Below are 23,026 nucleotides of genomic sequence, written 5' to 3' on the forward strand. Positions count from 1 at the left end.
ATCAAGAATAATTATATCTTTACATAACTATTTTTACACAGCATATTGACCCAGTCTTCTATCAATTCCTTAATTAAGCACAAACCCCACCTACAGCAATACTCTGAGCTTATTTTTAGTCTTAATTTTCCATATTAAGAATATCGCGGGAAAAATTAATCAAAAATTAATTAACATTTTTTTGGTGGTTTCCTGCCCCTTCTGATGGTTAATTGTAAAAACACGAATTAACAAAACTTGAAATTGAAATACTATTGCAACGCAATTAAGCATAGTCAGGGATACTTACTTTCTGACGAAGGAGTGTTATGTCTTTATTTTGTAATAATAAAATTTATAGCGCAGGCGGTACCGCACTGGCCGCTGCGATATTAATCAGTAATAGCGCTATTCCGGTTTTTGCGCAGGGGCAGAAGACAGTCACCAATACCAAGGTATTTCAGGTCAAACTGGGTGCCTCACGTGTGATATATAACCCGGACTCCAGCGGGGCGTCTTTATCCGTAACCAATGCGCAGAATTACCCCATTCTGGTGCAAGGAAAGGTATTTACGGAAGATAAAAAAACGGTCGCACCTTTTATTATTACCCCACCAGTTTCCCGCCTGGATGCGCATCAGCAGAGTCGTCTGCGAATTATCCGCACCGGAGGACAGATGGCCGGTGACCATGAAACGCTGCACTGGCTTTGCGTGGCCGGCATTCCACCCAAAAACACCGATGTCTGGGCTCAGGATGAGAACAGGAGTCAGTTAAAGCCCGCTGATATCACGCTGAATCTGGAAGTCAGTGCAAATAGCTGTATTAAGTTGCTGGTGCGCCCATCCGGTGTGAAAGGGACGGTGATGGATGCCGCATCTGCACTTAAATGGCAACGCCAGGGCAATAAGATGACGGTGACTAACCCCTCCGCGTTTTATATGAACCTGTCCTCGCTCAGCGTGGGAGGGATGAATATCCTGGATAAGGAATATGTCGCTCCGCGTTCTTCCCGAAGCTTTACCCTGCCCAAAGGCGCTGCCGGTCAGGTGAAGTGGTCCGTGATTACCGATGAAGGCGGAGCAAGCCGCCAGTTTCGGGCGCCGCTGTAATCACCGGGGGGCGGGCAATGCAGTATTTTAGGCTTTCTACTGTGGCACTAACCCTATCTGTCGGCATGTTTTCATTGTCGGTGCAGGCCCGGGTCTGGGAGTTTGATGCTTCACGTCTGGGTGGCGATATCAGTGATGCGGATATCGCTCTGTTTAACCAGGGCGGGCAGCTTCCGGGAACCTATCAGGTTGAGGTGTTGCTCAATAGCGAGCAGGTGGATTCACGGGAAGTGGTTTTCCACCTGCGGGAAGATGCCCGGGGAACGCCTGTTTTACAGCCCTGCCTGAGCAGGACACAGCTTTCACGTTACGGCATAAAGACGGAAGACTATCCGGGGCTGTCCGGCAAAGGGCCAGACGTAGACAAAGATTGTGCTGATATCCACGTTATTCCGGATGCCAGAGCCGAGTTTAATTTCGGTGCGCAACAGCTGATGTTGAGCGTTCCGCAGATAGCGCTGCGGCCTGAAGTAAAAGGCATAGCCCCCCGGGAACTGTGGGATGAGGGCATCCCGGCGATTCTGATGAACTACCGGGCCGGTACCAGCCGTATTGAATCACGAATCGGGAGCGGAAGTGTCAATGCGTCGCAGTATATGCAACTGGAGCCTGGCGCTAACTGGGGACCATGGCGACTACGTAATTCGACAACGTGGCAGAAGAGCCGCGGGCACTCTGGCCGCTGGCAGACGCCTTATACCTACCTTGAGCGTGGTCTGTATGACATGCAAAGCCGGCTGACGCTGGGAGAGCGTTTCACACCGTCGGAAATTTTTGACAGCGTGCCTTTTCGCGGGGTGATGCTGGGGTCGGATGAAAATATGCAGCCCTCTTCGCTGCGGGCGTTTTCACCAGTGGTGCGCGGGATTGCACGCACCCAAGCCCGGGTGGAAGTGAAGCAGAATGGCTACACGATTTACAACGCCACGGTAGCGCCCGGTCCGTTTGCCCTGCGTGACTTTGCCGCAGGGGGCTCGGGGGGGGATTTGCAGGTTACTGTATGGGAAGCCGACGGCAGTACTCAGGAGTTCAATATCCCTTATCAGACGCCGGCTATAGCGCTGCAGGAAGGCCATCGCGTTTACAACCTGATGGCCGGGCAGTACCGGGCATCCGATAACGCAGTTGATGCTGCACCGGTAGCACAAGCCACTGTTATGTATGGCCTGCCGTGGAGCCTGACCTTATACGGCGGTCTGCAGGGGGCGAAGCACTATCAGGCGACGACTGCGGGTCTGGGCATGTCGCTCGGGTCGTGGGGGGCTGTGTCTTTGGATGGAACCCACGGCCGAGGGCAGAAGAAAGAACATGAGAGTGAAACGGGCGGGTTCGGGCGGCTGCGCTACAGCAAGAGCGTAGCGGCAACAAACACCTCGTTTACCCTGTCCACCACTCGCTATGACTCATCCGGTTTCACCACGCTGTCTGAAGTTCTGGACAGCTACCGGCAGGGAAGTCCGGCCGGCCGCGATGCAAAGCGCCGGTCTGAAACAACCCTGACGCTCGGTCAGTCGCTGGGCGGATGGGGAAGTTTCACTCTGAGCGGTTCCCGCAACAGCTACGGCAACGGGCAAGGAGGTACCGAGTCGTTCAGTGCTGGCTACGGCGTCGGTATACGCGGTGTTTCCCTGTCGCTGAGCGCGACGCAGAACCGTACCCGGAACCGCGGCGATAAATGGCAGGATAATCGGCTGGTTAACGTGATGGTTAGCGTTCCGCTGGAGCGCTGGCTTGGCGGGTCAACCCGAGCGACGTATCAGACAACGGCGTCGTCATCCGGCGGCAACACGCAGCAGGTGGGGCTCAGTGGTCAGGCATATGACCGCCAGCTGCGGTGGAATGTGAACCAGCGCCAGCGCTCGGGGGCGATCAGCGCAGACCGCAACGACAGCGACCTGAACCTTGGCTGGAGCGGGGGCTACGGCCAGCTGAATGGCCGTTACGGCTACAGCTCATCTTACCGGCTGATGGGGCTGGATGCGTCAGGCGGCGTGGCGATCGCCCGCAGTGGTGTGATAGCCGCGCAGACGATGAACGAGACCGTGGCACTGGTGGAAGCCCCGGGCGCATCCGGGGTGCAGGTCAGGGGCTGGCCGGGCGTGAAAACCGATTTTCGTGGCTACACCACGCAGTCTGGCCTGCAGCCTTATCGGAAGAATATTGTCAGTCTGAACCCGGCCCGTCTTTCGGCTGACGCAGAAATAAAGCAGACGGACGTGACGGTGGTACCGACTCAGGGTGCGATTATTCCGGCCACCTTTATCACTCATATTGGCGGGCGGGCGCTGGTGACACTGACGCGTCCGGACGGTAAACCGCTTCCTTTTGGAACACTGGTCACCTCGGAAAAACAGACATCATCCAGCAGTGGCATTACCGGTGAAGGTGGGCAGGTATATCTGTCAGGCCTGGACGGGAAAGGTGCCATGGTGGCGAGATGGGGAGAGGCGCAACAGTGCCGGGCGGACTACCGTCTGCCGGAAAAACAGGGGCCGGCCGGGCTGTATCTGTTAGAGGCAGTTTGCCGCTGACAGCAGGGACACACTCCCGAAACGATCAAGCAGAAATATTACCCTGAGGCTGAGCATGATGAACAAAAAAACAATGTACCTGACTGCAGTAGCACTGTTGGCAAGCACGACACAGGCCCGAGCAGCAAACAGCCCACAGCTTGTTCTGCAGATGAATCAGGGCCTGCAGGCAGGTGCGATCAAAGACGGCACAAAACTTGGCAGGGGCACGCTGGTCAGCTACGACACCCATACCGGCTTTCAGCTCCGGAGTGAGTCAGCGGTCAGCACGCCACGGCCGGGGCACTATGTGCTGACAGGTAACCAGAACCCGTTGCATACGTTGCGGGTGCGTCTGGTTCCGAAGCAACTGGCGGTGACGCGGCTGCCTGATACTCCGGGAATAACCGTGCATACCAGCGAAGATCGGATGGTTTTTGACATTCTGGCTGATGGCTACCAGTTGGTTAAAGCAGACATTTATTCAATAACAATTAATGGCGTGGTGTTGCTTCCGTAGAACAAAACGTCATACACCTGTGCAGGCATATTTTAAAAGTAACTTATATTTTCTTGCGAAAATATAAAAACAATAATTACGGCCTTATAAATTCCGAATTTACGCACTGGCAGCTGCCTGCGCGTAAAATAACCCACCCTAAGTTAAATAAGAGAGTAAATTATATGTTAATTTCCAATCACCCATTAAAAAACGTATTATCAGCAGTAATCGGTGTTACCGCATTATTTACTTCAGCAGGAGCGTTTGCTGCTAAAGTGACCGCCCCACAAACAGCAACAGCAGCAATTGTATTAAATAATCCCATAATATTCACTCATTCACTCACGGTGAAGGAAGACATGATGGCTGGGATTGATAACGGAACGTTGGCAGAAGGTAATGTGACCTTTTCGGCTGGTGCTACAGAAAAGGTAGCGTATACCTTCGGGGAAGGAACACAGCAATATAGCGGCTTTAGCGGCGGTATTGAAACCCTCCTTACTGGAAGCAATAATCCCGAAAACAAGTTAAGGGTAATGCTGTCGTCAGCAACAGATGCTATTTCCGACTGGGAGTTTCATGCAGCAGACAGCTTAATCCCGTACGCGTACGTTACGGGCCCCGTTACGGACGACGTGTCATCCTACAAGGTAACAATACCAGGCAGAGCTGATATTAATAATTCAAAACCCGACTCATACGTTCTTTCGGTTACAGCTTACGGCTATACCTCTTAATGGCAAAAATACGTAGCCAGATAAAGAAGTAAAAAAGCCCTCTTCTATAAAGGCTGCTCAGAACGAAGAGGAATCCTGCCTTTCAGTGGGATTCCTCTTTTGTAATAACCACAGGCCACTCTCGACAACCCCTTGCATCAAAAATCTTGTCCGGTGACAACATCCCGATTCCCTGAAGATAATCTGCTTAATGGACATCGAATGAGGGCGCTGACAGTAGCGAATAATTTTAGCCCTGAGTACCTTGCGCGCTCTGCCGGAAACTCTCTCAGGGGTGAAAATTGGTTAGCGTGACGGAGGCCAGACTTGTGTCAGGTAACCGCCAGCCAAAGCGCATACAGGCAGATAATGGCATACTGAAAACAGCTATAAACCAAAAAACCCAAGTCGCATAACGACTTGGGTTTCAAATTTGGCGGAAGCGCAGAGATTCGAACTCTGGAACCCTTTCGGGTCGCCGGTTTTCAAGACCGGTGCCTTCAACCGCTCGGCCACACTTCCAACGAGGCGAACTATAAACATACCCATACTTCATGTAAAGCACGATTTTGTTCAATCGCCTGAAATTTCATCATATTTGTATTATTTGCCTGAAACTGCAGCAACATGCTCAGTTTCAAACCGCTTTTCTGCCCTCCGTAGAGGGCAGCATTAGCATTAGTGCTTTTTAATGTAGAGATCCTGGGTTAGATATTTGCCTAGCGTGTTCGGGGCGTAACCTCCAACGTAAGGTTTCACCAGTTGAACCTTCACATAGTGATACACCGGGATGGTCGGGACGTCTTTCGCCAGAATATCTTCGGCCTGCTGATAGTATTTCGCTCGTTCGTCCAGGGTGGTAGCCTGTGAAGCTTTGGCAATAATCTCATCGTAGGCAGGATTGCTGTATTTGGAACTGTTCTGGCTATCGCCAGTACGGAAGTTGTTCAGGTAGGTCGCAGCATCATCGTAGTCGGCAATCCAGCCGTAGCGCACCAGGTCGTAATTACCCGTGCGCTTGGTGTCCAGCATAGTTTTCCATTCCTGGTTTTGTAGCTTCGCCTCGACGCCGATGTTTTTCTTCCACATTGAACTGGCTGCAATGGCAATGCGCTGGTGCGATTCAGACGTGTTATAAAGCAGGTTAAATTGCAGAGGATGCTTCTCGCTAAAGCCCGCTTCTGCCAGCAGCTTTTTCGCCTCAGCAACGCGCTTGTCGTGACTCCAGCTGCCGTACTCCGCAGGCTTAAGCGTTATCCCGCCAATTTTAGGCTGACTGACCAGCCAGGCCGGCTTTTGCCCCTGCCCTAATACTTTCCCGGCGATAATATCTTTATCAAGCGCCAGATTCAGCGCCAGGCGAACGCGTGGGTCGTTAAACGGCGCTTTGGTGGTATTGAATTCATAATAGTAAGTGGACAGATAAGGCGTGATATGGACCTGATCCGGAATGGATTTTTTAAGCGAGGCGAAAAGCGTTTCCGGCACGGTATAAGTGATATCAATCTCACCCGCTTTATAGCGGTTGATATCTGCTGTACCGGAAGTCACAGGCAGATAAGTCACTTTATTAATCACCGTGTGAGCATCGTCCCAGTACTGCTTGTTACGCTCACCGACGACTTTTTCGTTCACCACCCACTGAGATAGCTTATACGGACCGCTGCTGACGAAGTTGGCGGGCTGGGTCCATTTATCCCCAAATTTTTCAACTGCCGCTTCGCTCACCGGTACCATAGACGTGTGGCCGAGCATCAGCAGGAAAGCCGACGTTGGCTGGTCAAGCGTCACCTGCACGGTGTTAGCATCCAGCGCTTTCACGCCCAGGCTATCGACCGGCTTTTTGCCTTCGGCAATGTCATTGGCATTTTCGATATGCATCGTGCCGGGATAAGTTGCGTAAGGGGAGCCCGTTTTAGGATCGACTAAACGCTTCCAGCTCCAGACTACGTCCTGGGCGGTGATAGGCTCACCGTTCGACCACTTTATCCCCGGGCGCAGATGGAACGTCCAGACTTTGTTGTCCTGATTATCCCATTTTTCGGCCAGATGAGGCTCGATGGAACCATCGTTTTTGACGCGAATCAGACCGTCAAAAAAGTCGCCGATGATATTACTTTCAACGTCGCTCTCCACTTTGTGGGGATCCAGCGAAGCGGGTTCACTGCCGTTGTTACGTACCAGCTCCTGTTTGGCTGCAAGCTCGGTTCCTGGCGGAACGTCTGCTGCCCATGCGCTGGAAATCGCGCTGAGCAGCCCCAGAGCAACCAATGATTTTGAGAATGTGTTGTTGTTTGCTTTCATGACCTACGCCTTATTAATGTTATTTAACGACGGTACGGCTAACACTCTTAGTCGGCTTTAGGTAATAAAGCAATATTTTTCAGCCACCTATAAGTGGGTGTTATGGCATTAATTTTGTACAATGTGATAAACTGCACGAGGTAAAGATGGGTAAAAAGGCTTTTGTCTAATAAAGGCGGGCATTATGCTCATGACCATAAAACACCTGTAAAAGAGAGAGTTTAGAATGGATCGCATTATTACCTCCTCGCGTGACCGTTCGTCACTGCTCAGCACCCACAAAGTGCTACGTAATACCTATTTCCTGCTGAGTTTAACGCTGGCATTTTCCGCGTTGACGGCAACCGCCAGCACCGTACTGATGCTGCCTTCTCCTGGGCTGATTCTGACGCTGGTGGGGATGTACGGCCTGATGTTCCTGACCTACAAAACTGCGGATAAACCGGTGGGCATTCTGTCTGCGTTCGCCTTTACCGGCTTCCTGGGTTATATCCTGGGGCCAATGCTGAATGCATATCTGTCCGCTGGCATGGGAGATGTTATTGGCCTGGCATTGGGCGGTACCGCGCTGGTCTTCTTTAGCTGCTCCGCTTATGTACTGACTACCCGTAAAGACATGTCCTTCCTCGGCGGCATGCTGATGGCCGGCGTGGTGGTGGTGCTGATTGGTATGGTGGCAAACATCTTCCTGCAGCTTCCAGCCCTGCACCTGGCGATTAGCGCGGTGTTTATCCTGATCTCTTCTGGCGCCATCCTGTTTGAGACCAGCAACATCATCCGCGGCGGCGAAACGAACTACATCCGCGCGACCGTCAGTCTGTATGTTTCTCTTTACAACATCTTCGTTAGCCTGCTGAGCATCCTTGGTTTTGCCAGCCGCGACTAACTGATGCGGTAATCGCCAAAAGAGAATGCCTTGTGCATTCTCTTTTTTTTACCCTCAGTCCCGCCGCATTCCGCCCTTAAGCCCACAGAGAAAATTTGCTACACTTCGCCCGATTTGACGTAAATAGCGGATAACTATGTTGACCTTTGAAGGCAGAGAAATAGAAACAGACACCGATGGCTATATGAAAAATAGCCAGGAGTGGAGCGAGCCGCTGGCGGAAGAAATTGCCGCCAAAGAAGGCATTACCCTGGCGGTAGAGCACTGGGAAGTGGTTCGTTTTGTACGCGAGTTTTATCTGGAGTTTAATACCTCTCCGGCCATTCGCATGCTGGTTAAAGCTATGGCAAACAAGTTCGGCGAAGAAAAAGGCAACAGCCGTTACCTGTATCGCCTGTTCCCGAAAGGCCCGGCCAAACAGGCTACTAAGATTGCGGGCCTGCCAAAACCGGTAAAATGTATCTAATAGCGGATACCAAAGTTGATCCATTCGCGTTCAGGTTGATGTGGTTCAGTCAGAACTTTATCAACCCTGGCGCTGCGTGGCCCGCCGGATTTTAGCCACGCCAATAGCTTTTCAACCTGCTCCGCCTCTCCGCAGGCTACCACCTCAACGCTGCCATCATCCAGGTTACGGGCATAGCCTGTTAAGCCAAGCTTTTCGCCCTCACGCTGAGTGCTGTAACGAAAGCCCACGCCCTGAACCACCCCGTGTACCCAACACTTCACGCACTGTTTTTCTGAACTCATTATTGCCTCCGCCTGAATACACAAAACAGCTCTAAGTTTAACAAACACCCTCTTTTTTTCTCAGGTAGTAACCCACTCTGTGAGGCTCCCACGCGAATAAATTGCAATTAGCGGCTTCAGACCGGAAAATGGCGCCCATTTCTTAGCGAAGCAGCAAATAAATTATGAGCGTACGTTTAGTGTTAGCCAAAGGGCGTGAGAAATCGTTATTGCGCCGTCATCCATGGGTTTTTTCTGGGGCCGTTGCGCGCCTGGAAGGCAAGGCCAGCTTAGGTGAAACAGTTGATGTGGTGGACAGCCAGGGCAAGTGGCTAGCCCGCGCGGCATATTCTCCTGAATCACAGATTCGCGCCCGCGTCTGGACCTTTGATCAGTCTGAGAGTATTGATATTGCCTTCTTTACCCGCCGCCTGCAGCAGGCTCAGCAGTGGAGAGACTGGCTGGCTAAGCGCGACGGGCTGGACAGCTACCGCCTGATCGCCGGTGAATCTGACGGCTTACCGGGCGTGACCATCGACCGGTTTGGCAATTTCCTGGTGCTGCAGCTGTTGTCTGCCGGCGCAGAGTATCAGCGCCCGGCGCTCGTTGCTGCCCTACAGTCTCTCTACCCTGAATGCTCTGTTTACGATCGCTCCGATGTTACCGTGCGTAAGAAAGAAGGCATGGCTTTGACTCAGGGCCCGGTCTGCGGTGAACTGCCTCCTGCTCTGCTGCCTATTGAAGAACATGGTATGAAGCTGCTGGTAGACATTCAGGGCGGGCATAAAACGGGCTATTACCTCGACCAGCGCGACAGCCGTTTCGCCACTCGCCGCTACGTTGATAATAAACGCGTACTGAACTGCTTCTCCTACACCGGCGGTTTTGCCGTTTCTGCGTTGATGGGTAACTGCAGCCAGGTGGTCAGCGTGGATACCTCTCAGGACGCGCTGGATGTCGCCAGAAAAAACGTAGAGCTGAACAAACTTGACCTCAGCAAAGCCGAGTTTCTTCGTGACGACGTGTTTAAACTGCTGCGCAAATATCGCGACCAGGGCGAGAAATTCGACGTCATCGTCATGGATCCGCCTAAATTTGTTGAAAACAAAAACCAGCTGGCGGGCGCCTGCCGGGGCTATAAAGATATCAACATGTTAGCGATTCAGTTGCTGAACCCTGGCGGCATTCTGATGACGTTCTCTTGCTCCGGGCTGATGACCACAGATTTATTCCAGAAAATCATCGCCGATGCCGCCGTAGATGCCGGACGTGATGTACAATTTATAGAGCAGTTCCGTCAGGCGGCCGATCATCCGGTGATCGCAACCTATCCGGAAGGGCTGTATCTGAAAGGGTTTGCCTGTCGAGTCATGTAGCTTGAAAAGGCGGAAATTGCCCGCATATTCGTATGCAGAGTAATGTTCCCGGGAGGTGACTATGATTGCCAGCAAATTCGGTATTGGCCAGCAGGTTCGCCACTCTTTACTGGGCTATCTGGGCGTAGTGGTCGACATTGACCCTGAGTATTCGCTCGATGAGCCGCAGGAAGACGATCTGGCCGACAATAGCGCACTCCGCGCGGCGCCGTGGTACCACGTTGTCATGGAAGATGAGGATGGCCAGGCGATTCATACCTATCTCGCCGAAGCTCAGCTCAGTTCTGAAGATGACGACGAGCACCCTGAACAGCCGTCAATGGACGAACTGGCTGCCTCGATACGCCAACAGCTGCAGGCGCCACGCCTGCGTAACTGAAAAAACCCCGCCGAAGCGGGGTTTTTCTTATTTCGCCAGCCCAAGACGAGGGATTTCGATCGCCGGGCATTTATCCATTACAACGCTTAATCCCGCATTCTGCGCCAGCACCGCTGCCTGCTCATTAATCACGCCAAGCTGCATCCACAGCGTTTTTGCTCCCACGGCAATAGCGTCCTGCGCCACCCCCCAGGCAGCCTCAGAGTTACGGAACACATCGACCATATCAATTTTCTTCGGTACGTCCGCAAGCGTGGCATATCCCTGCTGTCCTAAAAGGGTTTTACCCGCGACCTTCGGCGACACGGGAATAACCTCATAGCCTTGTTTGAGCAGGTAATCCATCACCCGATAACTCGGGCGATCGGGCCTGTCGCTGGCTCCTACTAACGCAATGGTACGGGTGGTTTTCAGGATATTTTCGATATCACTTTGTTTCATAGCGCCCCCTAAGATGTTGTCTGAAGTGTATGCCAAAGCCCGTCACCCGGCCATCTTTCAACTGGAAACTCCGGCGCGCAATTTCTGAAAATATGTCTATATGTTAATAGGCAGGGCTCGGGAAAAACTTTGAAACATCCACTCAGCATGTTCACCAGGGAGAGTGAAATGAGAGCAGGTCTGCCACTTGCAGGGCTAATATTGATGCTGCCAACCCTGGTATGGGGAACTACGCTGCGCCTTTCCGCCGATGTGGACTTACTGGTTCTTGACGGCAAAAGGGTTTCCAGCTCGCTCCTTAAAGGGGCTGACAGCATTGAAATAGATAATGGACCGCATCAGCTGGTTCTCCGTGTTGAAAAAAAATTAGCCAGCGCACGCAACCGGTCTTATGGAGTATTCCAGCCGCTGGTGATCAGTTTTGACACCAAAGAGATAGACCAGGTCAATATTGTTCTGCCTCTAAAAGATACCAATCGCTCAGTAACCTCTTTTCAAATTAAGCTGCTGGACGGCCAGGCTCACCCTATTCCCATCCGTACCGATATCCTCGAGATAAAATCCGATCCAACCGGAACGGATTATGAAGAAGAGACACAGCGCTATAACAAGTCAGGAAAAAAAGCGTCAATGCCCGGATTCGCGAATTTCAGGGTCAACGAGGGCACGCTGCCATTTGCCCAGGCCAATCCAGACCTTCCACCAGCTCGATCTGAAGCACTCACAGAGCAGCGACTAAAATACTGGTTCAGTCAGGCCGATGATCCTACGCGAGCGCGTTTTTTACGCTGGGCAAATACGACACCTAATCCATAGTAATGCCTCGAGATGCCTCGCTTTTTTGATGTTCGACTCTTGCAGCCCCGGGCACTTTTAGTAATCTGTTAGCAGCCTAAAACGACCCAGGAAAAGAGAATGGAACTAACAACCCGCACCCTTGCGGTAAAAAAACATATCGCACTGGTTGCCCACGACCACTGTAAGGACGCGCTTTTGAAGTGGGTTCAGCGCCACAAAGCAACGCTTGCCAACCACACGCTCTATGCCACCGGGACAACGGGTAATTTAATTCAGCGTGCAACAGGCCTTGAAGTCAACGCCATGCTCAGCGGCCCGATGGGGGGCGATCAACAGGTAGGTGCCTTAATTTCCGAAGGCAAAATCGATGTGCTGATTTTCTTCTGGGACCCGCTCAATGCCGTTCCTCACGATCCAGACGTTAAGGCCCTGCTGCGCCTGGCGACCGTCTGGAATATCCCGGTCGCCACCAACCTTTCTACCGCAGACTTTATTATTCAATCACCAGGTTTCAATGAAAGCGTGGATATTCTTATTCCGGATTACCAACGCTATCTGAATGAACGTCTGAAATAATCAGGGGCGATTAGCCGCGGGTACTCCAAGCCGCTTAAGTGCCTCAACAAAGACTGAAGGTTCCTGCTTGTTGAACATAAGCCAGACCCGATGGCGAGCTCGCGTCAGCGCAACATAAAGTAAACGCCGCTCCTCTGCATCCGGGAAATCCTCCGGCTGTGGCAGGAGCGCCTGCTCCATGATTGACTCACGCGCGGGCGCCGGAAAACCATCTTTCCCATCCTGCAGACCCACAATGATCGCATAATCCGCTTGCTGCCCTTTGCTGGCATGGATGGTCATAAAATCGATATTGAGCTTAGGCCAACGCGTTGAGGCTTTTTCCAGACTTTCCGGACGCAAATGATGATACCGCGCCAGCACCAAAATTCTCTGTTCAGGCAGGGCGTACCCACTCAGTTTATCCAGTAAATCATCGAGCCTGTCATCGGCAAGCAGAGTCACTGCTTTTTTATCCCCTTTAGAGAGACTATTGAGCGGTTTGCGCAGCTGATAAGGGTTTTGCTGCACAAAGCCGTTAGCGATCTCGCCGATTCGGTCATTAAAGCGATACGTAGTATCCAGCGCGCAGCTATCACCTTCCCCAAAATGGTGGCTAAATGCCGTGGTGAGCGTCATTTCCGCTCCACTAAACCGGTAGATAGCCTGCCAGTCATCTCCCACGGCATAAAGCGAAGTATGGGAGTTTTGCCGTCTTAACGCGGCCAGTAAGGCGGCCCGCTGGGGGGAAATATCCTGAAATTCGTCGACGAGAATATGCTTCCACGGGCTGATAAAGCGCCCCTTTTCGAGCACGTTAATGGCCTGATGAATCAGCCCGGAGAAATCAACCGCTTCTTCGGCCTTCAGGGCGGCTTTCCAGCTTTTTAACAATGGCGCCATCAGCTTAATACGTTTGGTGAAAAGTTCTCTAACCTCTTCCGGCGCGCTGTCTATCATTTCAGCCTGTGAGCCTCCGTGCATCCGCATCAGGCCGAGCCAGCGGTCGAGCCGGCTGGCAAGCCGCTTCGCCAGGCGTTTGTCCTGCCAATATTCACCCTCGGGCACATCCCACTCAAGCTCTTCACTAAGCCATTGCCGCCAACCTTTGGCCATGGCTTTTTTCTCCCGGCATTGCTGCTGCCAGCTACCGATCAGCAGCTGATGGCGAGCCGCTGTGTCGCTCTCAAGTTCACTGACTCGAGGAACTTTTTTGCTCCCCTGTTGAATGATGTGCAGCGCCAGTGAATGAAAAGTTCTGGCAGAAATCGCTTCGGTATTAAGGCGGCTGGCTATACGTTCATCCATTTCCTGCGCGGCCTGACGGCCAAAGGCTAACAGCAGGATTTGCTCCTCTGTTGCTTCACCGCGCTGTAACAGCCACCCGGCTCGCGCCACAAGAACGGATGTTTTACCGCTACCGGCCCCGGCCAGCACCAGAAGCGAATCTTCGCCATTCACCACGGCACGAGCCTGGGACGGATTCAGCGGCGAACTTTCAACCTGTTCAAAGAAAGCGGCATATTTTTCCAGCATCCGTTCGGTGTAAGCGTTATTACGCTGGTGGCGACGCTCTTCACCTTGTTCAAGCCAGGCTTTACATATGGCCCACGCTTCCCGGCAGTTTTCGAACTCACCAAGCCGGGCATGCGGCAGCGGGAGGGCTGAAATCGCTGCACGCAGGTTATCTTGCAACGCCTGCATATCACTTCGGCGAAACCACACTTCTTTGCGAGTGCGCTGAGCAATCTCTTCTCGTTGAGCGGTTAATACTTCGGCGGCTACTTCACTCATCTCCGTACTCCAGTTGAGCCAGAGCGAACTCAGATGATGGAAAAAGCGCTGGGTCTCTGCCCATTCGGTACCGTGCAGGCGAACTACTTTGTCATCAGGAAGAACGAATTCCAGTTCTCCCCAAACCAGGCCACGTTTACAGTTAATCGTTATTAACTGATTGAATGGAATAAGATATTCGTGGCGATCGCCTTTAACCTCAACGCCAGCAGGCAGCAGTTTGACCCGATTATAAGGGTGCTGAGCTAAATGCTTGCCAAGAGAAGTTGCTTTGAGTTCCATTACGCTGCCCGGTCCAATGTAGGAGTTGTGGCTCAAGTTTAACTGCCGATGGAATGACGCTCCAGAGTAAAAACGCGTTATAATTTGTGCGGTTAATCACTTTTTAATTTTCTGTCAGGGAAGCGTCACTATGCGTACCGTACTTAATGTTTTGAACTTCGTGCTGGGAGGCTTCTTGACCACCCTCTCCTGGTTATTTGCCACGCTGGTGAGTATTGTGCTGATTTTCACCCTGCCACTGACTCGCTCCTGTTGGGAAATCACCAAGCTTTCCTTTGTGCCCTACGGCAATGAAGCCATTCATGTGGATGAGCTTAATCCACAGGGTAAAAATTCGCTGCTAAATACGGGGGGGACCCTGTTGAATGTTCTCTGGCTGATCTTCTTCGGCTGGTGGCTGTGCATTATGCATATCATGGCGGGCATCGCGCAGTGTATTACCGTTATTGGGATCCCTGTAGGGATTGCGAACTTCAAAATTGCTGCCATTGCGTTATGGCCCGTTGGTCGCAGGGTTGTTCCGGTCGAAGTGGCAAGAGCCGCACGCGAATCCAATGCACGTCGCCGTTTCCAGTAAGGAGCATTTGTGCTAACCCTAAGCCCACTGGTACGCCGTTATACCTGGAACAGCGCCTGGCTTTACAACTTGCGTATATTCATTGCCCTGACAGGCACTGCGGCGCTCCCGTGGTGGCTCGGTGAAGTCAAGCTGACGATTCCACTCACGCTAGGCGTTGTGGCTGCAGCACTGGCCGATCTGGACGACCGCGTAAGCGGAAGGCTGCGTAATTTACTGATCACACTCGTCAGCTTTTTCATTGCTTCAGCGTCTGTTGAACTCCTGTTCCCCTGGCCGTGGCTGTTTGCTGTGGGCTTAACGGTATCCACCAGCGGATTTATCCTCCTTGGAGGGCTGGGGCAACGCTATGCCACCATAGCCTTTGGCGCGCTGCTTATCGCCATCTATACGATGCTCGGTATTTCCCTCTATGAGCACTGGTATCAGCAACCGTTGTTCCTTTTAGCAGGCGCCGTCTGGTACAACCTGCTGACGTTAGCAGGCCATCTCATTTTCCCGATTCGCCCCTTGCAGGACAACCTGGCACGTTGTTATGAAAGCCTCGCTAGCTTTCTGGAAATTAAAGCCACACTGTTTGATCCTGATATCGAAGAAGAAAGTCAGGCTCCAATGCTCCAGTTGGCCATGGCTAATAGCCAGTTAGTCACCACGCTGAACCAGACAAAAAGCTCATTACTGACTCGCCTTCGCGGCGATCGGGGGCAGAGAGGCACTCGTCGAACGCTTCACTATTATTTCGTCGCCCAGGATATCCACGAGCGGGCGAGCTCGTCTCATATTCAGTACCAGGCTTTGCGCGATAAGTTTCGCTATAGCGACGTGATGTTCCGCTTTCAGCGTTTGCTAACAATGCAATCGCAGGCCTGCCAGCAGCTCTCTCGATCTATCCTGCTGCGAGTCCCTTATCAGCACGACCCGCGATTTGAACGCGCATTTAATCATCTGGACTCCGCTCTGGATCGGATTCGTGCCGGCCATGCAACCGCCTCAGAGATAAAAGCGTTAGGTTTTCTGATTACAAATTTGAGGGCAATCGATGCACAACTGGCAAACATTGAGTCAGAACAGGCGATTGCTGAGCCACAGAACGCCCCTGAGAATCGTCTAGCCGATGACAAACTGACCGGCTTCGATGATATCTGGCAGCGGCTAAAGCTTAACCTCACGCCAGAATCCGCACTTTTTCGCCATGCGGTGCGTATGTCCCTGGTGCTCTGCGTGGGCTATGCCTTTATTCAATTTACGGGATTACAGCATGGTTACTGGATACTTTTGACCAGCCTATTTGTCTGCCAGCCCAATTACAGTGCAACCCAGAGGCGTTTAGCGCTGCGTATCATCGGCACATTGGTTGGGGTGGCCGTTGGCCTGCCCTTGCTTTGGCTTGTCCCATCTCTCGAAGGCCAGCTAATACTTCTCGTCATTACTGGTGTCCTGTTCTTCGCTTTCCGCAACGTGCAATACGCCCACGCCACCATGTTTATTACGCTGCTGGTATTGCTATGCTTTAATCTGCTGGGGGAAGGTTTTGAAGTCGCTCTTCCGCGCGTGATTGATACACTCTTAGGCTGCGCAATAGCCTGGGCGGCGGTGAGTTTCATCTGGCCTGACTGGCGATTTCGTCGGCTTTCAAGAGTCGTTGAACGTGCGTTCAACGCCAATTGTCGCTATCTGGATGCGATTCTTCAGCAGTACCACCAGGGGCGTGATAACCGCCTGGAATACCGCATTGCCCGGCGCGATGCCCATAACAGAGACGCTGAGCTAGCCTCCGTGGTTTCAAATATGTCTTCCGAGCCTCGAGTCTCCGCCGAGATGCGTGAAGCCGCTTTTCGTCTGCTTTGCCTGAACCATTCCTTTAATAGCTATATTTCTGCATTAGGTGCGCACAGGGAAAAACTCAACCACGGCGATACGTTAATGTTGCTTGATGACGCCGTCTGCTACGTTGATGACGCACTGCATCACTTGCCTGTCGATGAAGGACGCGTTCAGGCTGCCCTTACAGGGCTTTCCGCCCGCATCTCGCAGCTTGAGACTCGGGCAGACACAAAAGAACCCCTGGTGCTGCAGCAAATTGGGCTATTGATTGCTCTTCTGCCAGAGATATCTCGTCTTCAACAGCAAATCTCTCAGTGCTCCGAATAAGGATGCTGGCGCTGCTCATAGTGGCGCCACCAGTCCGTCAATTCCTGGCGAACATCAGCAGGCAGCACCGCCTCATGAACACCATGTATAGCCCCTGCAAGCGCGAGTAGTACTTTAATACCTACCGTTTTTCTGGTGCCGCGTAATTTTAGCCATGACCGTTTGGCGCCAAAGAGTTGAAGCGTTTGTGGATCATTGATGCCCACCTCACGAAGCATGACTTCAATATTCAGGGAAAGATTGGGGAGATCCTTAAGGCGGCGAGAACGTATCTTAATTTGTGTCTTCTCTCGCTGAGCGCTTCTTAAAGCCAGGGAAGAGAGCCGGATGAGTTTGTCCGGGTTTTCCCACAGTTCTTCATCCACACGGTAGTAATTTAGCGCGACAGGAAGCCCGCGTTTACTGTACATCAGCGGCGGCGCCGATTTTTGGATGAAATACTCCGCGCATTGTTCACAAGCTCGCAGGTAAAGCTCACCTTCCGCCACCATAGCAAAGACCACACCTTCGACGGTCAGACTATAACCACCAAATAACGGCCGATAACCGATTTTGCCCAGCGATGAAAGATATTCCCGTGATTTATGAATTCTAAGAAATGTCACCTTTTTCATAATATGTCCTTATATATCAACTGGTAAATAGCTGCTTTGGTTACTCATCTTCTTAACCCCTGAAAATAAGTAAGGTTACAGCTAATGGCAACGACAATTTCATCGGTGCCGCTTTTGCGTACGGAAAATGCGAGACGCTTTCCGAAATTCCGGTTGATCTTTGTTCGCACAGGCATTACTGTATATGCATACAGTAACCCATTAGGCGGGACTCACTATGCACTCACATAACGTTCAAACTCACTTTCGTCATGTTGCAGTGACTGCGCACTCCCCGGCGCAGTCACTCTCTGATAACAGCGTGCAGGGGTTAATCAGTGAAGTGGTCTACAGCGAAGAGAGCCCATGGGTTACGCAGTTTATTCTGCTACCTTTATTACAGCAGCTGGGACAACAATCTCGCTGGCAGCTATGGCTGACGCCACAGCAAAAACTGAGCCGTACCTGGCTGCAGGCGGCCGGGCTGCCGCTGGCGAAAGTGATGCAGGCAAATCAGTTAGATCCTCTTTGCACCGTTGATGCAATGGTGAAAGCTTTACAGACAGGAAATTACAGCGTAGTCATCGGCTGGCTGACAGAAGAATTAACAGATGAAGAACATTTACGGCTGACAATAGCAGCCGAAGCTGGCAACGCGATGGGCTTTATTATGCGCCCAACCAGCGCAGGAACATCCGGTTCAAGACCACGAAATGGCCTAAAAATTCATTCTAGTTTGTATCATTAAGTAAATTTAGGAGAAATCCTGGAATTTTTTACGTATGCCATATAATCCGCTGTCATGACTCAAAAATGCCCGTCATATGGCGGTTTGACGGGGTTTATCAGGCAGGTAGCCAGCTCAAAAAACAGTCCATTCTGTAAAAAATTATGTATGCAAGTCGTTTTTTTTCATATGCCTGACGGACTTCACACTTGTAACTTTCCAACTACGTTGTAGACTTTACCTCGCCAGGGTTGCTCTTCATAACACCGATATATCGGTAGAGTAACAATTGAGCGTAAACCCGGGCGAAGGATTTAACCCTGGGCTTTAAATTGGTTTAGAGCTCATGGCCTTTTGGATGATAATGAGGCGCAAAAAATGAAAAAGACAGCTATCGCGATTGCAGTGGCACTGGCTGGCTTCGCTACCGTAGCGCAGGCCGCACCGAAAGATAACACCTGGTATGCAGGTGGTAAACTGGGCTGGTCTCAGTTCCACGATACCGGCTGGTATAACAAGGACCTGCAAAACAACGGTAACACCCACGAAAGCCAGCTGGGCGCTGGTGCCTTCGGTGGTTATCAGGTTAACCCGTACGTTGGTTTTGAAATGGGTTACGACTGGCTTGGCCGTATGCCTTACAAAGGCAGCGTAACTAGCGGTGCCTTCAAAGCTCAGGGCGTACAGCTGACCACCAAACTGGGTTACCCAATCACTGACGACCTGGACATCTACACCCGTCTGGGCGGCATGGTATGGCGTGCAGACTCTACAAACACCATCGCTGGTAAAAACCACGACACCGGTGTTTCCCCAGTATTCGCTGGTGGTGTTGAGTGGGCAGTTACCCGTGACATCGCTACCCGTCTGGAATACCAGTGGGTTAACAACATCGGTGATGCACAGACCGTTGGCGTTCGTCCAGACAACGGCATGCTGAGCGTAGGTGTTTCCTACCGCTTTGGCCAGCAGGAAGAAGCTGCACCAGTTGTAGCTCCTGCTCCGGCTCCAGCACCAGAAGTACAGACCAAACACTTCACTCTGAAGTCTGACGTTCTGTTCAACTTCAACAAAGCAACGCTGAAACCAGAAGGTCAGCAGGCACTGGATCAGCTGTACACCCAGCTGAGCAACCTGGATCCTAAAGATGGTTCCGTTGTTGTTCTGGGCTACACCGACCGTATCGGTTCCGAGCAGTACAACGTTAAACTGTCTGAAAAACGTGCGCAGAGCGTTGTTGATTACCTGATCTCTAAAGGTATCCCAGCGAACAAAATCTCTCCACGTGGCATGGGCAAAGCTAACCCAGTTACTGGCAACACCTGTGACAACGTAGCGCCTAAAGCTAAACTGATCGACTGCCTGGCTCCAGATCGTCGCGTTGAGATCGAAGTTAAAGGTATCAAAGAAGTTGTAACTCAGCCTGCGGCATAAGTTACCCTTTCTTGAACAAAAACCCCGCCATGGCGGGGTTTTTTATTGTCCTGGACTTCACGATGGCGAAGTCGTACACGCTTTCAGCGCATCATTTTTTACCGAGCATGGCCTGCAGATCCTGCTTAAGCGTCGACATCTTGCTTTCCACCTTCTCTTTGCGTTCCGCATCTTCAATCAGTTGGACAACCGTTTCCGAAAGCGTAATGCCGCGGCGCTGCGCAAGCCCGGCCAGACGCTGCCAGACAAGATACTCCAGGTCGATGGACTTCTTGCGAGTATGCTGATGCTCAGCGTTAAAATGCCTTTTACGCCGTGCACGAATCGTCTGCTTCATGCGGTTATGCAGCGCCGGGTTCATATGCTGATCAATCCAGCTCTGAACCAGAACCGGCACATTCTCCAGCGTCAGGAGCTGCTCTACCGCCTCTTGGGCTGCACTGGCCTCAATGTATCGCGTGATTAATTCTCCTTCGCGATGCTTCTTAACCAGATACTTCCACTTCCAGCCGCTCTCGAGATTTTCCAACTGTTGATATTTCATTGTGATCTCAGTGTGACCGCGTAACTTAGTTCAGAATAACAGTTTTTCCGCCATTCGCTGAACTGAAAATCAACGCTGTGAGGGGGATAAAACTGTGTTACTGCTTTATCCGTGTGCTACCCGAGCGATTCTTGTATAATCGCGCCTTTGACATCTCATTAAAAAATATAGCGACTTTGACGACTAATCGACTTGACTGGCGTGCCCTGGTGCCTGATACCGAAAGCTATCAGGAAATTTTTGCACAGCCTTATGATACCGACTCTGCCCCACTTTCTGCGGTTCAACCTCGTTTAGTTTACGGGATTGAACAACTCAACCTTTCCGTTTCTTCCGTCGACCTGATGCTGGTAAAAGCCCCGGAAGAGCAAGAGTATCTGAATCTCATCGCCGCAGCCGTTGAAGCATCCCGTGATGAAATCGATGGGATCGTAGGCGGACATTATCTCATTGAAGGCGGTCGGGTTACGCTGCGTCCGGCAGAGCACTCTGACGATAACTTTGCGTCCAGCGGAGAAGTCATTGCCGTTGACTGGGTTGAACCGGAGCAACTGTTCGGCTGCGTGCGGCAGTTTGCGGGCGAGGTGTCGCTGGAGCCAGGCCTGATTCATCGCGTGAACGGTGGCGTCCTGGTGCTGTCGATGCGTAGCGTCCTTGCCCAGCCGCTGCTGTGGTTGCGTCTGAAACAAATCATGACCCAGGGACGTTTCGACTGGATTTCACCTGACGAAACTCGCCCTCTGCCGGTAAAAATTCCGTCTTTAGCGCTGGATTTCAAACTGCTCCTGGTTGGCGAGCGCGACTCGCTGGCCGATTTCCAGGAAATGGAGATGGATCTGGCTTCAGCCGCTATCTACAGTGAATTTGAAGACAATCTGCAAATTGCTTCTGCCGATGAAATGGCGCTTTGGTGTCAGTGGATCTATGCCATTGCCGCTGACAAGTCCTTGCCAGCACCCGCAGCCGATGCCTGGCAGCCGCTGATCCGTGAGGCTGTCCGCTACACGGGCGATCAGGAAATGTTGCCGCTCTGTCCTTCCTGGATTTCACGCCAGCTGCGTGAAGTCGCACCGTTTACTGAAGAAGGCAGCTTTAACGCCGAACAGCTCCAACAAATGCTCGAACAGCGCGAATGGCGCGAAGGTTTCCTGGCCGAGCGCATGCAGGATGAAATCCTGATGGAGCAAATCCTGATTGAAACCGAAGGCGAAATGATCGGTCAAATTAACGCGCTGTCGGTCATTGAATTCCCGGGGCATCCGCGGGCGTTTGGTGAACCTTCCCGTATTAGCTGCGTGGTTCACGTTGGCGACGGGGAGTTTACGGACGTAGAGCGCAAGGCAGAACTTGGCGGCAACATTCACGCCAAAGGGATGATGATCATGCAGGCATTTCTGATGTCAGAGCTGCAGCTTGATCAGCAAATCCCGTTTTCGGCGTCCCTGACCTTCGAGCAATCCTATAGCGAGGTTGACGGCGACAGCGCCTCCATGGCAGAGCTTTGCGCCCTGATAAGTGCCCTGGCGAACGTCCCTATTTATCAGCACATCGCGATCACCGGCTCTGTGGATCAGTTCGGTCGCGTACAGCCCGTTGGCGGGCTGAATGAAAAAGTGGAAGGCTTCTTCCGCATTTGTCAGCAGCGTGAGTTTAGCGGCGCCCAGGGAGTGATTATTCCTCTGGCGAACGTGCGTCATCTGTCGCTGCATAAAGATGTACTGGAGGCCGTCGAGCAAAATAAATTCTCGATTTGGGCAATTGACGACGTGGCTGATGCCCTGCCGTTATTGACCAATCTCCCGTGGGATGGCGAAGGGCAAAACACCCTGATGCGTGCGGTGCAGGAGCGTATTGCTCAGGCTTCGGCGCCGGATGTTCGCCAGCGCTTTCCGTGGCCGCTACGCTGGCTCAACTGGTTCAACCACAACTGATCGGACTTGTTGAGCGTACACGTGTTAGCTAACCTGCGTGCTTCATTATAAAAAGGCTTACTGTAGACATGGTAGATAAACGCGAATCCTATACGAAAGAAGATCTTCTTGCCTCAGGGCGTGGCGAACTGTTTGGGGCTGAAGGCCCGCAGTTACCCGCACCTTCCATGCTGATGATGGACCGCGTAGTCAAGATGACCGAGGACGGCGGTAACTTTGATAAAGGTTACGTGGAAGCCGAGCTGGATATTAACCCTGACCTGTGGTTCTTTGGTTGCCATTTTATTGGCGACCCGGTGATGCCTGGTTGTCTGGGGCTTGACGCCATGTGGCAGCTGGTTGGTTTCTACCTCGGCTGGCTCGGTGGCGAAGGCAAAGGCCGCGCGCTGGGCGTGGGCGAAGTGAAATTTACCGGTCAGGTTCTCCCTACCGCGAAGAAAGTGACCTACCGTATTCACTTCAAACGCGTTGTGAATCGCCGCCTGATCATGGGCCTGGCTGACGGTGAAGTACTGGTTGATGGCCGTGTGATCTACACCGCAACCGACCTGAAAGTGGGTCTTTTCAAAGACACTTCTGCTTTCTAATACCGCTCTATCTGGCTTCACCCCGAAAGCACTCATTGTTCACAATGGGTGCTTTTTTGTTTCTGCCGTCCGCCGGAGTGACGCTTCTTGCCGTGGTTTTTATGGCGTTAATTGCTTAA

Annotated in this window: 22 protein-coding genes and 1 tRNA gene; 16 read left to right on the forward strand and 7 right to left on the reverse strand. The window is 52.0% G+C overall.

What is annotated here, in order from left to right; genetic code table 11:
• Positions 1 to 308 precede the first annotated feature (308 nt).
• The 4 genes from F3J29_RS09855 to F3J29_RS09870 all read left to right on the forward strand — a co-directional run bounded on the left by F3J29_RS09855 (position 309) and on the right by F3J29_RS09870 (position 4,840).
• A complete protein-coding gene (locus F3J29_RS09855) occupies positions 309 to 1,091 on the forward strand; it encodes a fimbria/pilus periplasmic chaperone (protein ID WP_166865751.1) in 783 nt (260 codons plus the stop codon).
• Between the two features lie 17 nt (positions 1,092 to 1,108).
• Positions 1,109 to 3,622, forward strand: a complete 2,514-nt coding sequence (locus tag F3J29_RS09860; protein WP_166865753.1) for a fimbria/pilus outer membrane usher protein — start codon at positions 1,109 to 1,111, stop codon at positions 3,620 to 3,622.
• Positions 3,623 to 3,677: 55 nt separating this feature from the next.
• Positions 3,678 to 4,121: an AfaD family invasin gene (afaD, locus tag F3J29_RS09865; protein WP_166865755.1), complete on the forward strand. Its 444-nt coding sequence runs from the start codon at positions 3,678 to 3,680 to the stop codon at positions 4,119 to 4,121.
• A gap of 164 nt (positions 4,122 to 4,285) precedes the next feature.
• A complete protein-coding gene (locus F3J29_RS09870) occupies positions 4,286 to 4,840 on the forward strand; it encodes a hypothetical protein (protein ID WP_166865756.1) in 555 nt (184 codons plus the stop codon).
• Positions 4,841 to 5,253: 413 nt separating this feature from the next.
• Here the strand turns inward: F3J29_RS09870 and F3J29_RS09875 are convergent.
• A tRNA-Ser gene (locus F3J29_RS09875) sits at positions 5,254 to 5,341 on the reverse strand.
• Positions 5,342 to 5,497: 156 nt separating this feature from the next.
• Positions 5,498 to 7,123, reverse strand: coding sequence for an ABC transporter substrate-binding protein (locus F3J29_RS09880; RefSeq protein WP_166865758.1), 1,626 nt, complete (start codon positions 7,121 to 7,123; stop codon positions 5,498 to 5,500).
• A 226-nt stretch (positions 7,124 to 7,349) separates the two neighbouring features.
• On the opposite strand from F3J29_RS09880, the gene yccA reads away from it, so the two are divergent.
• Both yccA and tusE read left to right on the forward strand, forming a co-directional pair.
• A complete protein-coding gene (gene yccA, locus F3J29_RS09885) occupies positions 7,350 to 8,009 on the forward strand; it encodes an FtsH protease modulator YccA (RefSeq protein ID WP_039291604.1) in 660 nt (219 codons plus the stop codon).
• Positions 8,010 to 8,145: 136 nt separating this feature from the next.
• Positions 8,146 to 8,475 carry a sulfurtransferase TusE gene (gene tusE / locus F3J29_RS09890; RefSeq protein ID WP_166865759.1) on the forward strand — a complete coding sequence of 110 codons (330 nt, stop codon included), beginning with the start codon at positions 8,146 to 8,148 and terminating at the stop codon, positions 8,473 to 8,475.
• On the opposite strand, the gene yccX is transcribed toward tusE, so the two are convergent.
• Positions 8,472 to 8,759, reverse strand: coding sequence for an acylphosphatase (yccX, locus tag F3J29_RS09895; protein ID WP_166865761.1), 288 nt, complete (start codon positions 8,757 to 8,759; stop codon positions 8,472 to 8,474). The two genes, tusE and yccX, sit on opposite strands and share 4 nt — an antisense overlap.
• A 164-nt stretch (positions 8,760 to 8,923) precedes the next feature.
• Between yccX and rlmI the strand changes: the two genes are divergently transcribed.
• On the forward strand, positions 8,924 to 10,114 hold the full coding sequence (gene rlmI, locus F3J29_RS09900) for a 23S rRNA (cytosine(1962)-C(5))-methyltransferase RlmI (RefSeq protein ID WP_166865763.1): 1,191 nt from the start codon (positions 8,924 to 8,926) through the stop codon (positions 10,112 to 10,114).
• Between the two features lie 61 nt (positions 10,115 to 10,175).
• The gene (gene hspQ, locus F3J29_RS09905; RefSeq protein ID WP_008461265.1) at positions 10,176 to 10,493 is read left to right on the forward strand and encodes a heat shock protein HspQ; all 318 of its coding nucleotides are present in this window, start codon (positions 10,176 to 10,178) and stop codon (positions 10,491 to 10,493) included.
• A 27-nt stretch (positions 10,494 to 10,520) separates the two neighbouring features.
• Here the strand turns inward: hspQ and F3J29_RS09910 are convergent, their stop codons facing one another.
• The gene (locus F3J29_RS09910) at positions 10,521 to 10,934 is read right to left on the reverse strand and encodes a CoA-binding protein (protein ID WP_166865764.1); all 414 of its coding nucleotides are present in this window, start codon (positions 10,932 to 10,934) and stop codon (positions 10,521 to 10,523) included.
• A 168-nt stretch (positions 10,935 to 11,102) separates the two neighbouring features.
• Between F3J29_RS09910 and csgI the strand changes: the two genes are divergently transcribed.
• Both csgI and mgsA read left to right on the forward strand, forming a co-directional pair.
• Positions 11,103 to 11,750: a curli synthesis inhibitor gene (gene csgI, locus F3J29_RS09915; protein ID WP_166865766.1), complete on the forward strand. Its 648-nt coding sequence runs from the start codon at positions 11,103 to 11,105 to the stop codon at positions 11,748 to 11,750.
• A gap of 99 nt (positions 11,751 to 11,849) precedes the next feature.
• A complete protein-coding gene (mgsA, locus tag F3J29_RS09920) occupies positions 11,850 to 12,308 on the forward strand; it encodes a methylglyoxal synthase (RefSeq protein WP_166865768.1) in 459 nt (152 codons plus the stop codon).
• Here the strand turns inward: mgsA and helD are convergent, their stop codons facing one another.
• Positions 12,309 to 14,363 carry a DNA helicase IV gene (gene helD, locus F3J29_RS09925; RefSeq protein ID WP_166865770.1) on the reverse strand — a complete coding sequence of 685 codons (2,055 nt, stop codon included), beginning with the start codon at positions 14,361 to 14,363 and terminating at the stop codon, positions 12,309 to 12,311.
• Between the two features lie 130 nt (positions 14,364 to 14,493).
• On the opposite strand from helD, the gene F3J29_RS09930 reads away from it, so the two are divergent.
• Together F3J29_RS09930 and yccS are read left to right on the forward strand one after the other, a co-directional pair.
• Positions 14,494 to 14,940 (forward strand): YccF domain-containing protein, encoded by a 447-nt coding sequence (locus tag F3J29_RS09930; protein ID WP_166865772.1) that lies wholly within the window; start codon positions 14,494 to 14,496, stop codon positions 14,938 to 14,940.
• Between the two features lie 9 nt (positions 14,941 to 14,949).
• Positions 14,950 to 17,091: a YccS family putative transporter gene (gene yccS, locus F3J29_RS09935; RefSeq protein WP_166865774.1), complete on the forward strand. Its 2,142-nt coding sequence runs from the start codon at positions 14,950 to 14,952 to the stop codon at positions 17,089 to 17,091.
• On the opposite strand, the gene F3J29_RS09940 is transcribed toward yccS, so the two are convergent.
• Positions 17,076 to 17,705: a TfoX/Sxy family DNA transformation protein gene (locus F3J29_RS09940; RefSeq protein ID WP_166865776.1), complete on the reverse strand. Its 630-nt coding sequence runs from the start codon at positions 17,703 to 17,705 to the stop codon at positions 17,076 to 17,078. The two genes, yccS and F3J29_RS09940, sit on opposite strands and share 16 nt — an antisense overlap.
• A 217-nt stretch (positions 17,706 to 17,922) precedes the next feature.
• On the opposite strand from F3J29_RS09940, the gene sulA reads away from it, so the two are divergent.
• Together sulA and ompA are read left to right on the forward strand one after the other, a co-directional pair.
• Entirely contained in the window at positions 17,923 to 18,432 is a 510-nt protein-coding gene (sulA, locus tag F3J29_RS09945; RefSeq protein WP_166865778.1) for an SOS-induced cell division inhibitor SulA, read from the forward strand.
• 357 nt (positions 18,433 to 18,789) lie between these two features.
• A complete protein-coding gene (gene ompA, locus F3J29_RS09950; RefSeq protein ID WP_166865781.1) occupies positions 18,790 to 19,845 on the forward strand; it encodes a porin OmpA in 1,056 nt (351 codons plus the stop codon).
• Between the two features lie 91 nt (positions 19,846 to 19,936).
• Here ompA and matP read toward each other — a convergent pair whose 3' ends face one another.
• Positions 19,937 to 20,389 carry a macrodomain Ter protein MatP gene (matP, locus tag F3J29_RS09955; protein WP_166865783.1) on the reverse strand — a complete coding sequence of 151 codons (453 nt, stop codon included), beginning with the start codon at positions 20,387 to 20,389 and terminating at the stop codon, positions 19,937 to 19,939.
• Positions 20,390 to 20,565: 176 nt separating this feature from the next.
• Between matP and F3J29_RS09960 the strand changes: the two genes are divergently transcribed.
• Together F3J29_RS09960 and fabA are read left to right on the forward strand one after the other, a co-directional pair.
• Positions 20,566 to 22,320: an AAA family ATPase gene (locus F3J29_RS09960; protein WP_166865785.1), complete on the forward strand. Its 1,755-nt coding sequence runs from the start codon at positions 20,566 to 20,568 to the stop codon at positions 22,318 to 22,320.
• A gap of 68 nt (positions 22,321 to 22,388) precedes the next feature.
• Positions 22,389 to 22,907 (forward strand): bifunctional 3-hydroxydecanoyl-ACP dehydratase/trans-2-decenoyl-ACP isomerase, encoded by a 519-nt coding sequence (gene fabA / locus F3J29_RS09965; RefSeq protein WP_008461248.1) that lies wholly within the window; start codon positions 22,389 to 22,391, stop codon positions 22,905 to 22,907.
• Positions 22,908 to 23,026: the final 119 nt, after the last annotated feature.

This window comes from Enterobacter sp. Cy-643 (assembly GCF_011752815.1).
In the GTDB taxonomy this organism is placed as follows: domain Bacteria; phylum Pseudomonadota; class Gammaproteobacteria; order Enterobacterales; family Enterobacteriaceae; genus Cedecea.

Bases quoted from the DNA above. Each gene is read 5' to 3' on its own strand.
- F3J29_RS09855 (WP_166865751.1), top strand. From the start codon at position 309: ATGTCTTTATTTTGTAATAATAAAATTTATAGCGCAGGCGGTACCGCA.
- F3J29_RS09860 (WP_166865753.1), top strand. From the start codon at position 1,109: ATGCAGTATTTTAGGCTTTCTACTGTGGCACTAACCCTATCTGTCGGC.
- afaD (WP_166865755.1), top strand. From the start codon at position 3,678: ATGATGAACAAAAAAACAATGTACCTGACTGCAGTAGCACTGTTGGCA.
- F3J29_RS09870 (WP_166865756.1), top strand. From the start codon at position 4,286: ATGTTAATTTCCAATCACCCATTAAAAAACGTATTATCAGCAGTAATC.
- F3J29_RS09880 (WP_166865758.1), bottom strand. From the start codon at position 7,123: ATGAAAGCAAACAACAACACATTCTCAAAATCATTGGTTGCTCTGGGG.
- yccA (WP_039291604.1), top strand. From the start codon at position 7,350: ATGGATCGCATTATTACCTCCTCGCGTGACCGTTCGTCACTGCTCAGC.
- tusE (WP_166865759.1), top strand. From the start codon at position 8,146: ATGTTGACCTTTGAAGGCAGAGAAATAGAAACAGACACCGATGGCTAT.
- yccX (WP_166865761.1), bottom strand. From the start codon at position 8,759: ATGAGTTCAGAAAAACAGTGCGTGAAGTGTTGGGTACACGGGGTGGTT.
- rlmI (WP_166865763.1), top strand. From the start codon at position 8,924: ATGAGCGTACGTTTAGTGTTAGCCAAAGGGCGTGAGAAATCGTTATTG.
- hspQ (WP_008461265.1), top strand. From the start codon at position 10,176: ATGATTGCCAGCAAATTCGGTATTGGCCAGCAGGTTCGCCACTCTTTA.
- F3J29_RS09910 (WP_166865764.1), bottom strand. From the start codon at position 10,934: ATGAAACAAAGTGATATCGAAAATATCCTGAAAACCACCCGTACCATT.
- csgI (WP_166865766.1), top strand. From the start codon at position 11,103: ATGAGAGCAGGTCTGCCACTTGCAGGGCTAATATTGATGCTGCCAACC.
- mgsA (WP_166865768.1), top strand. From the start codon at position 11,850: ATGGAACTAACAACCCGCACCCTTGCGGTAAAAAAACATATCGCACTG.
- helD (WP_166865770.1), bottom strand. From the start codon at position 14,363: ATGGAACTCAAAGCAACTTCTCTTGGCAAGCATTTAGCTCAGCACCCT.
- F3J29_RS09930 (WP_166865772.1), top strand. From the start codon at position 14,494: ATGCGTACCGTACTTAATGTTTTGAACTTCGTGCTGGGAGGCTTCTTG.
- F3J29_RS09940 (WP_166865776.1), bottom strand. From the start codon at position 17,705: ATGAAAAAGGTGACATTTCTTAGAATTCATAAATCACGGGAATATCTT.
- sulA (WP_166865778.1), top strand. From the start codon at position 17,923: ATGCACTCACATAACGTTCAAACTCACTTTCGTCATGTTGCAGTGACT.
- ompA (WP_166865781.1), top strand. From the start codon at position 18,790: ATGAAAAAGACAGCTATCGCGATTGCAGTGGCACTGGCTGGCTTCGCT.
- matP (WP_166865783.1), bottom strand. From the start codon at position 20,389: ATGAAATATCAACAGTTGGAAAATCTCGAGAGCGGCTGGAAGTGGAAG.
- fabA (WP_008461248.1), top strand. From the start codon at position 22,389: ATGGTAGATAAACGCGAATCCTATACGAAAGAAGATCTTCTTGCCTCA.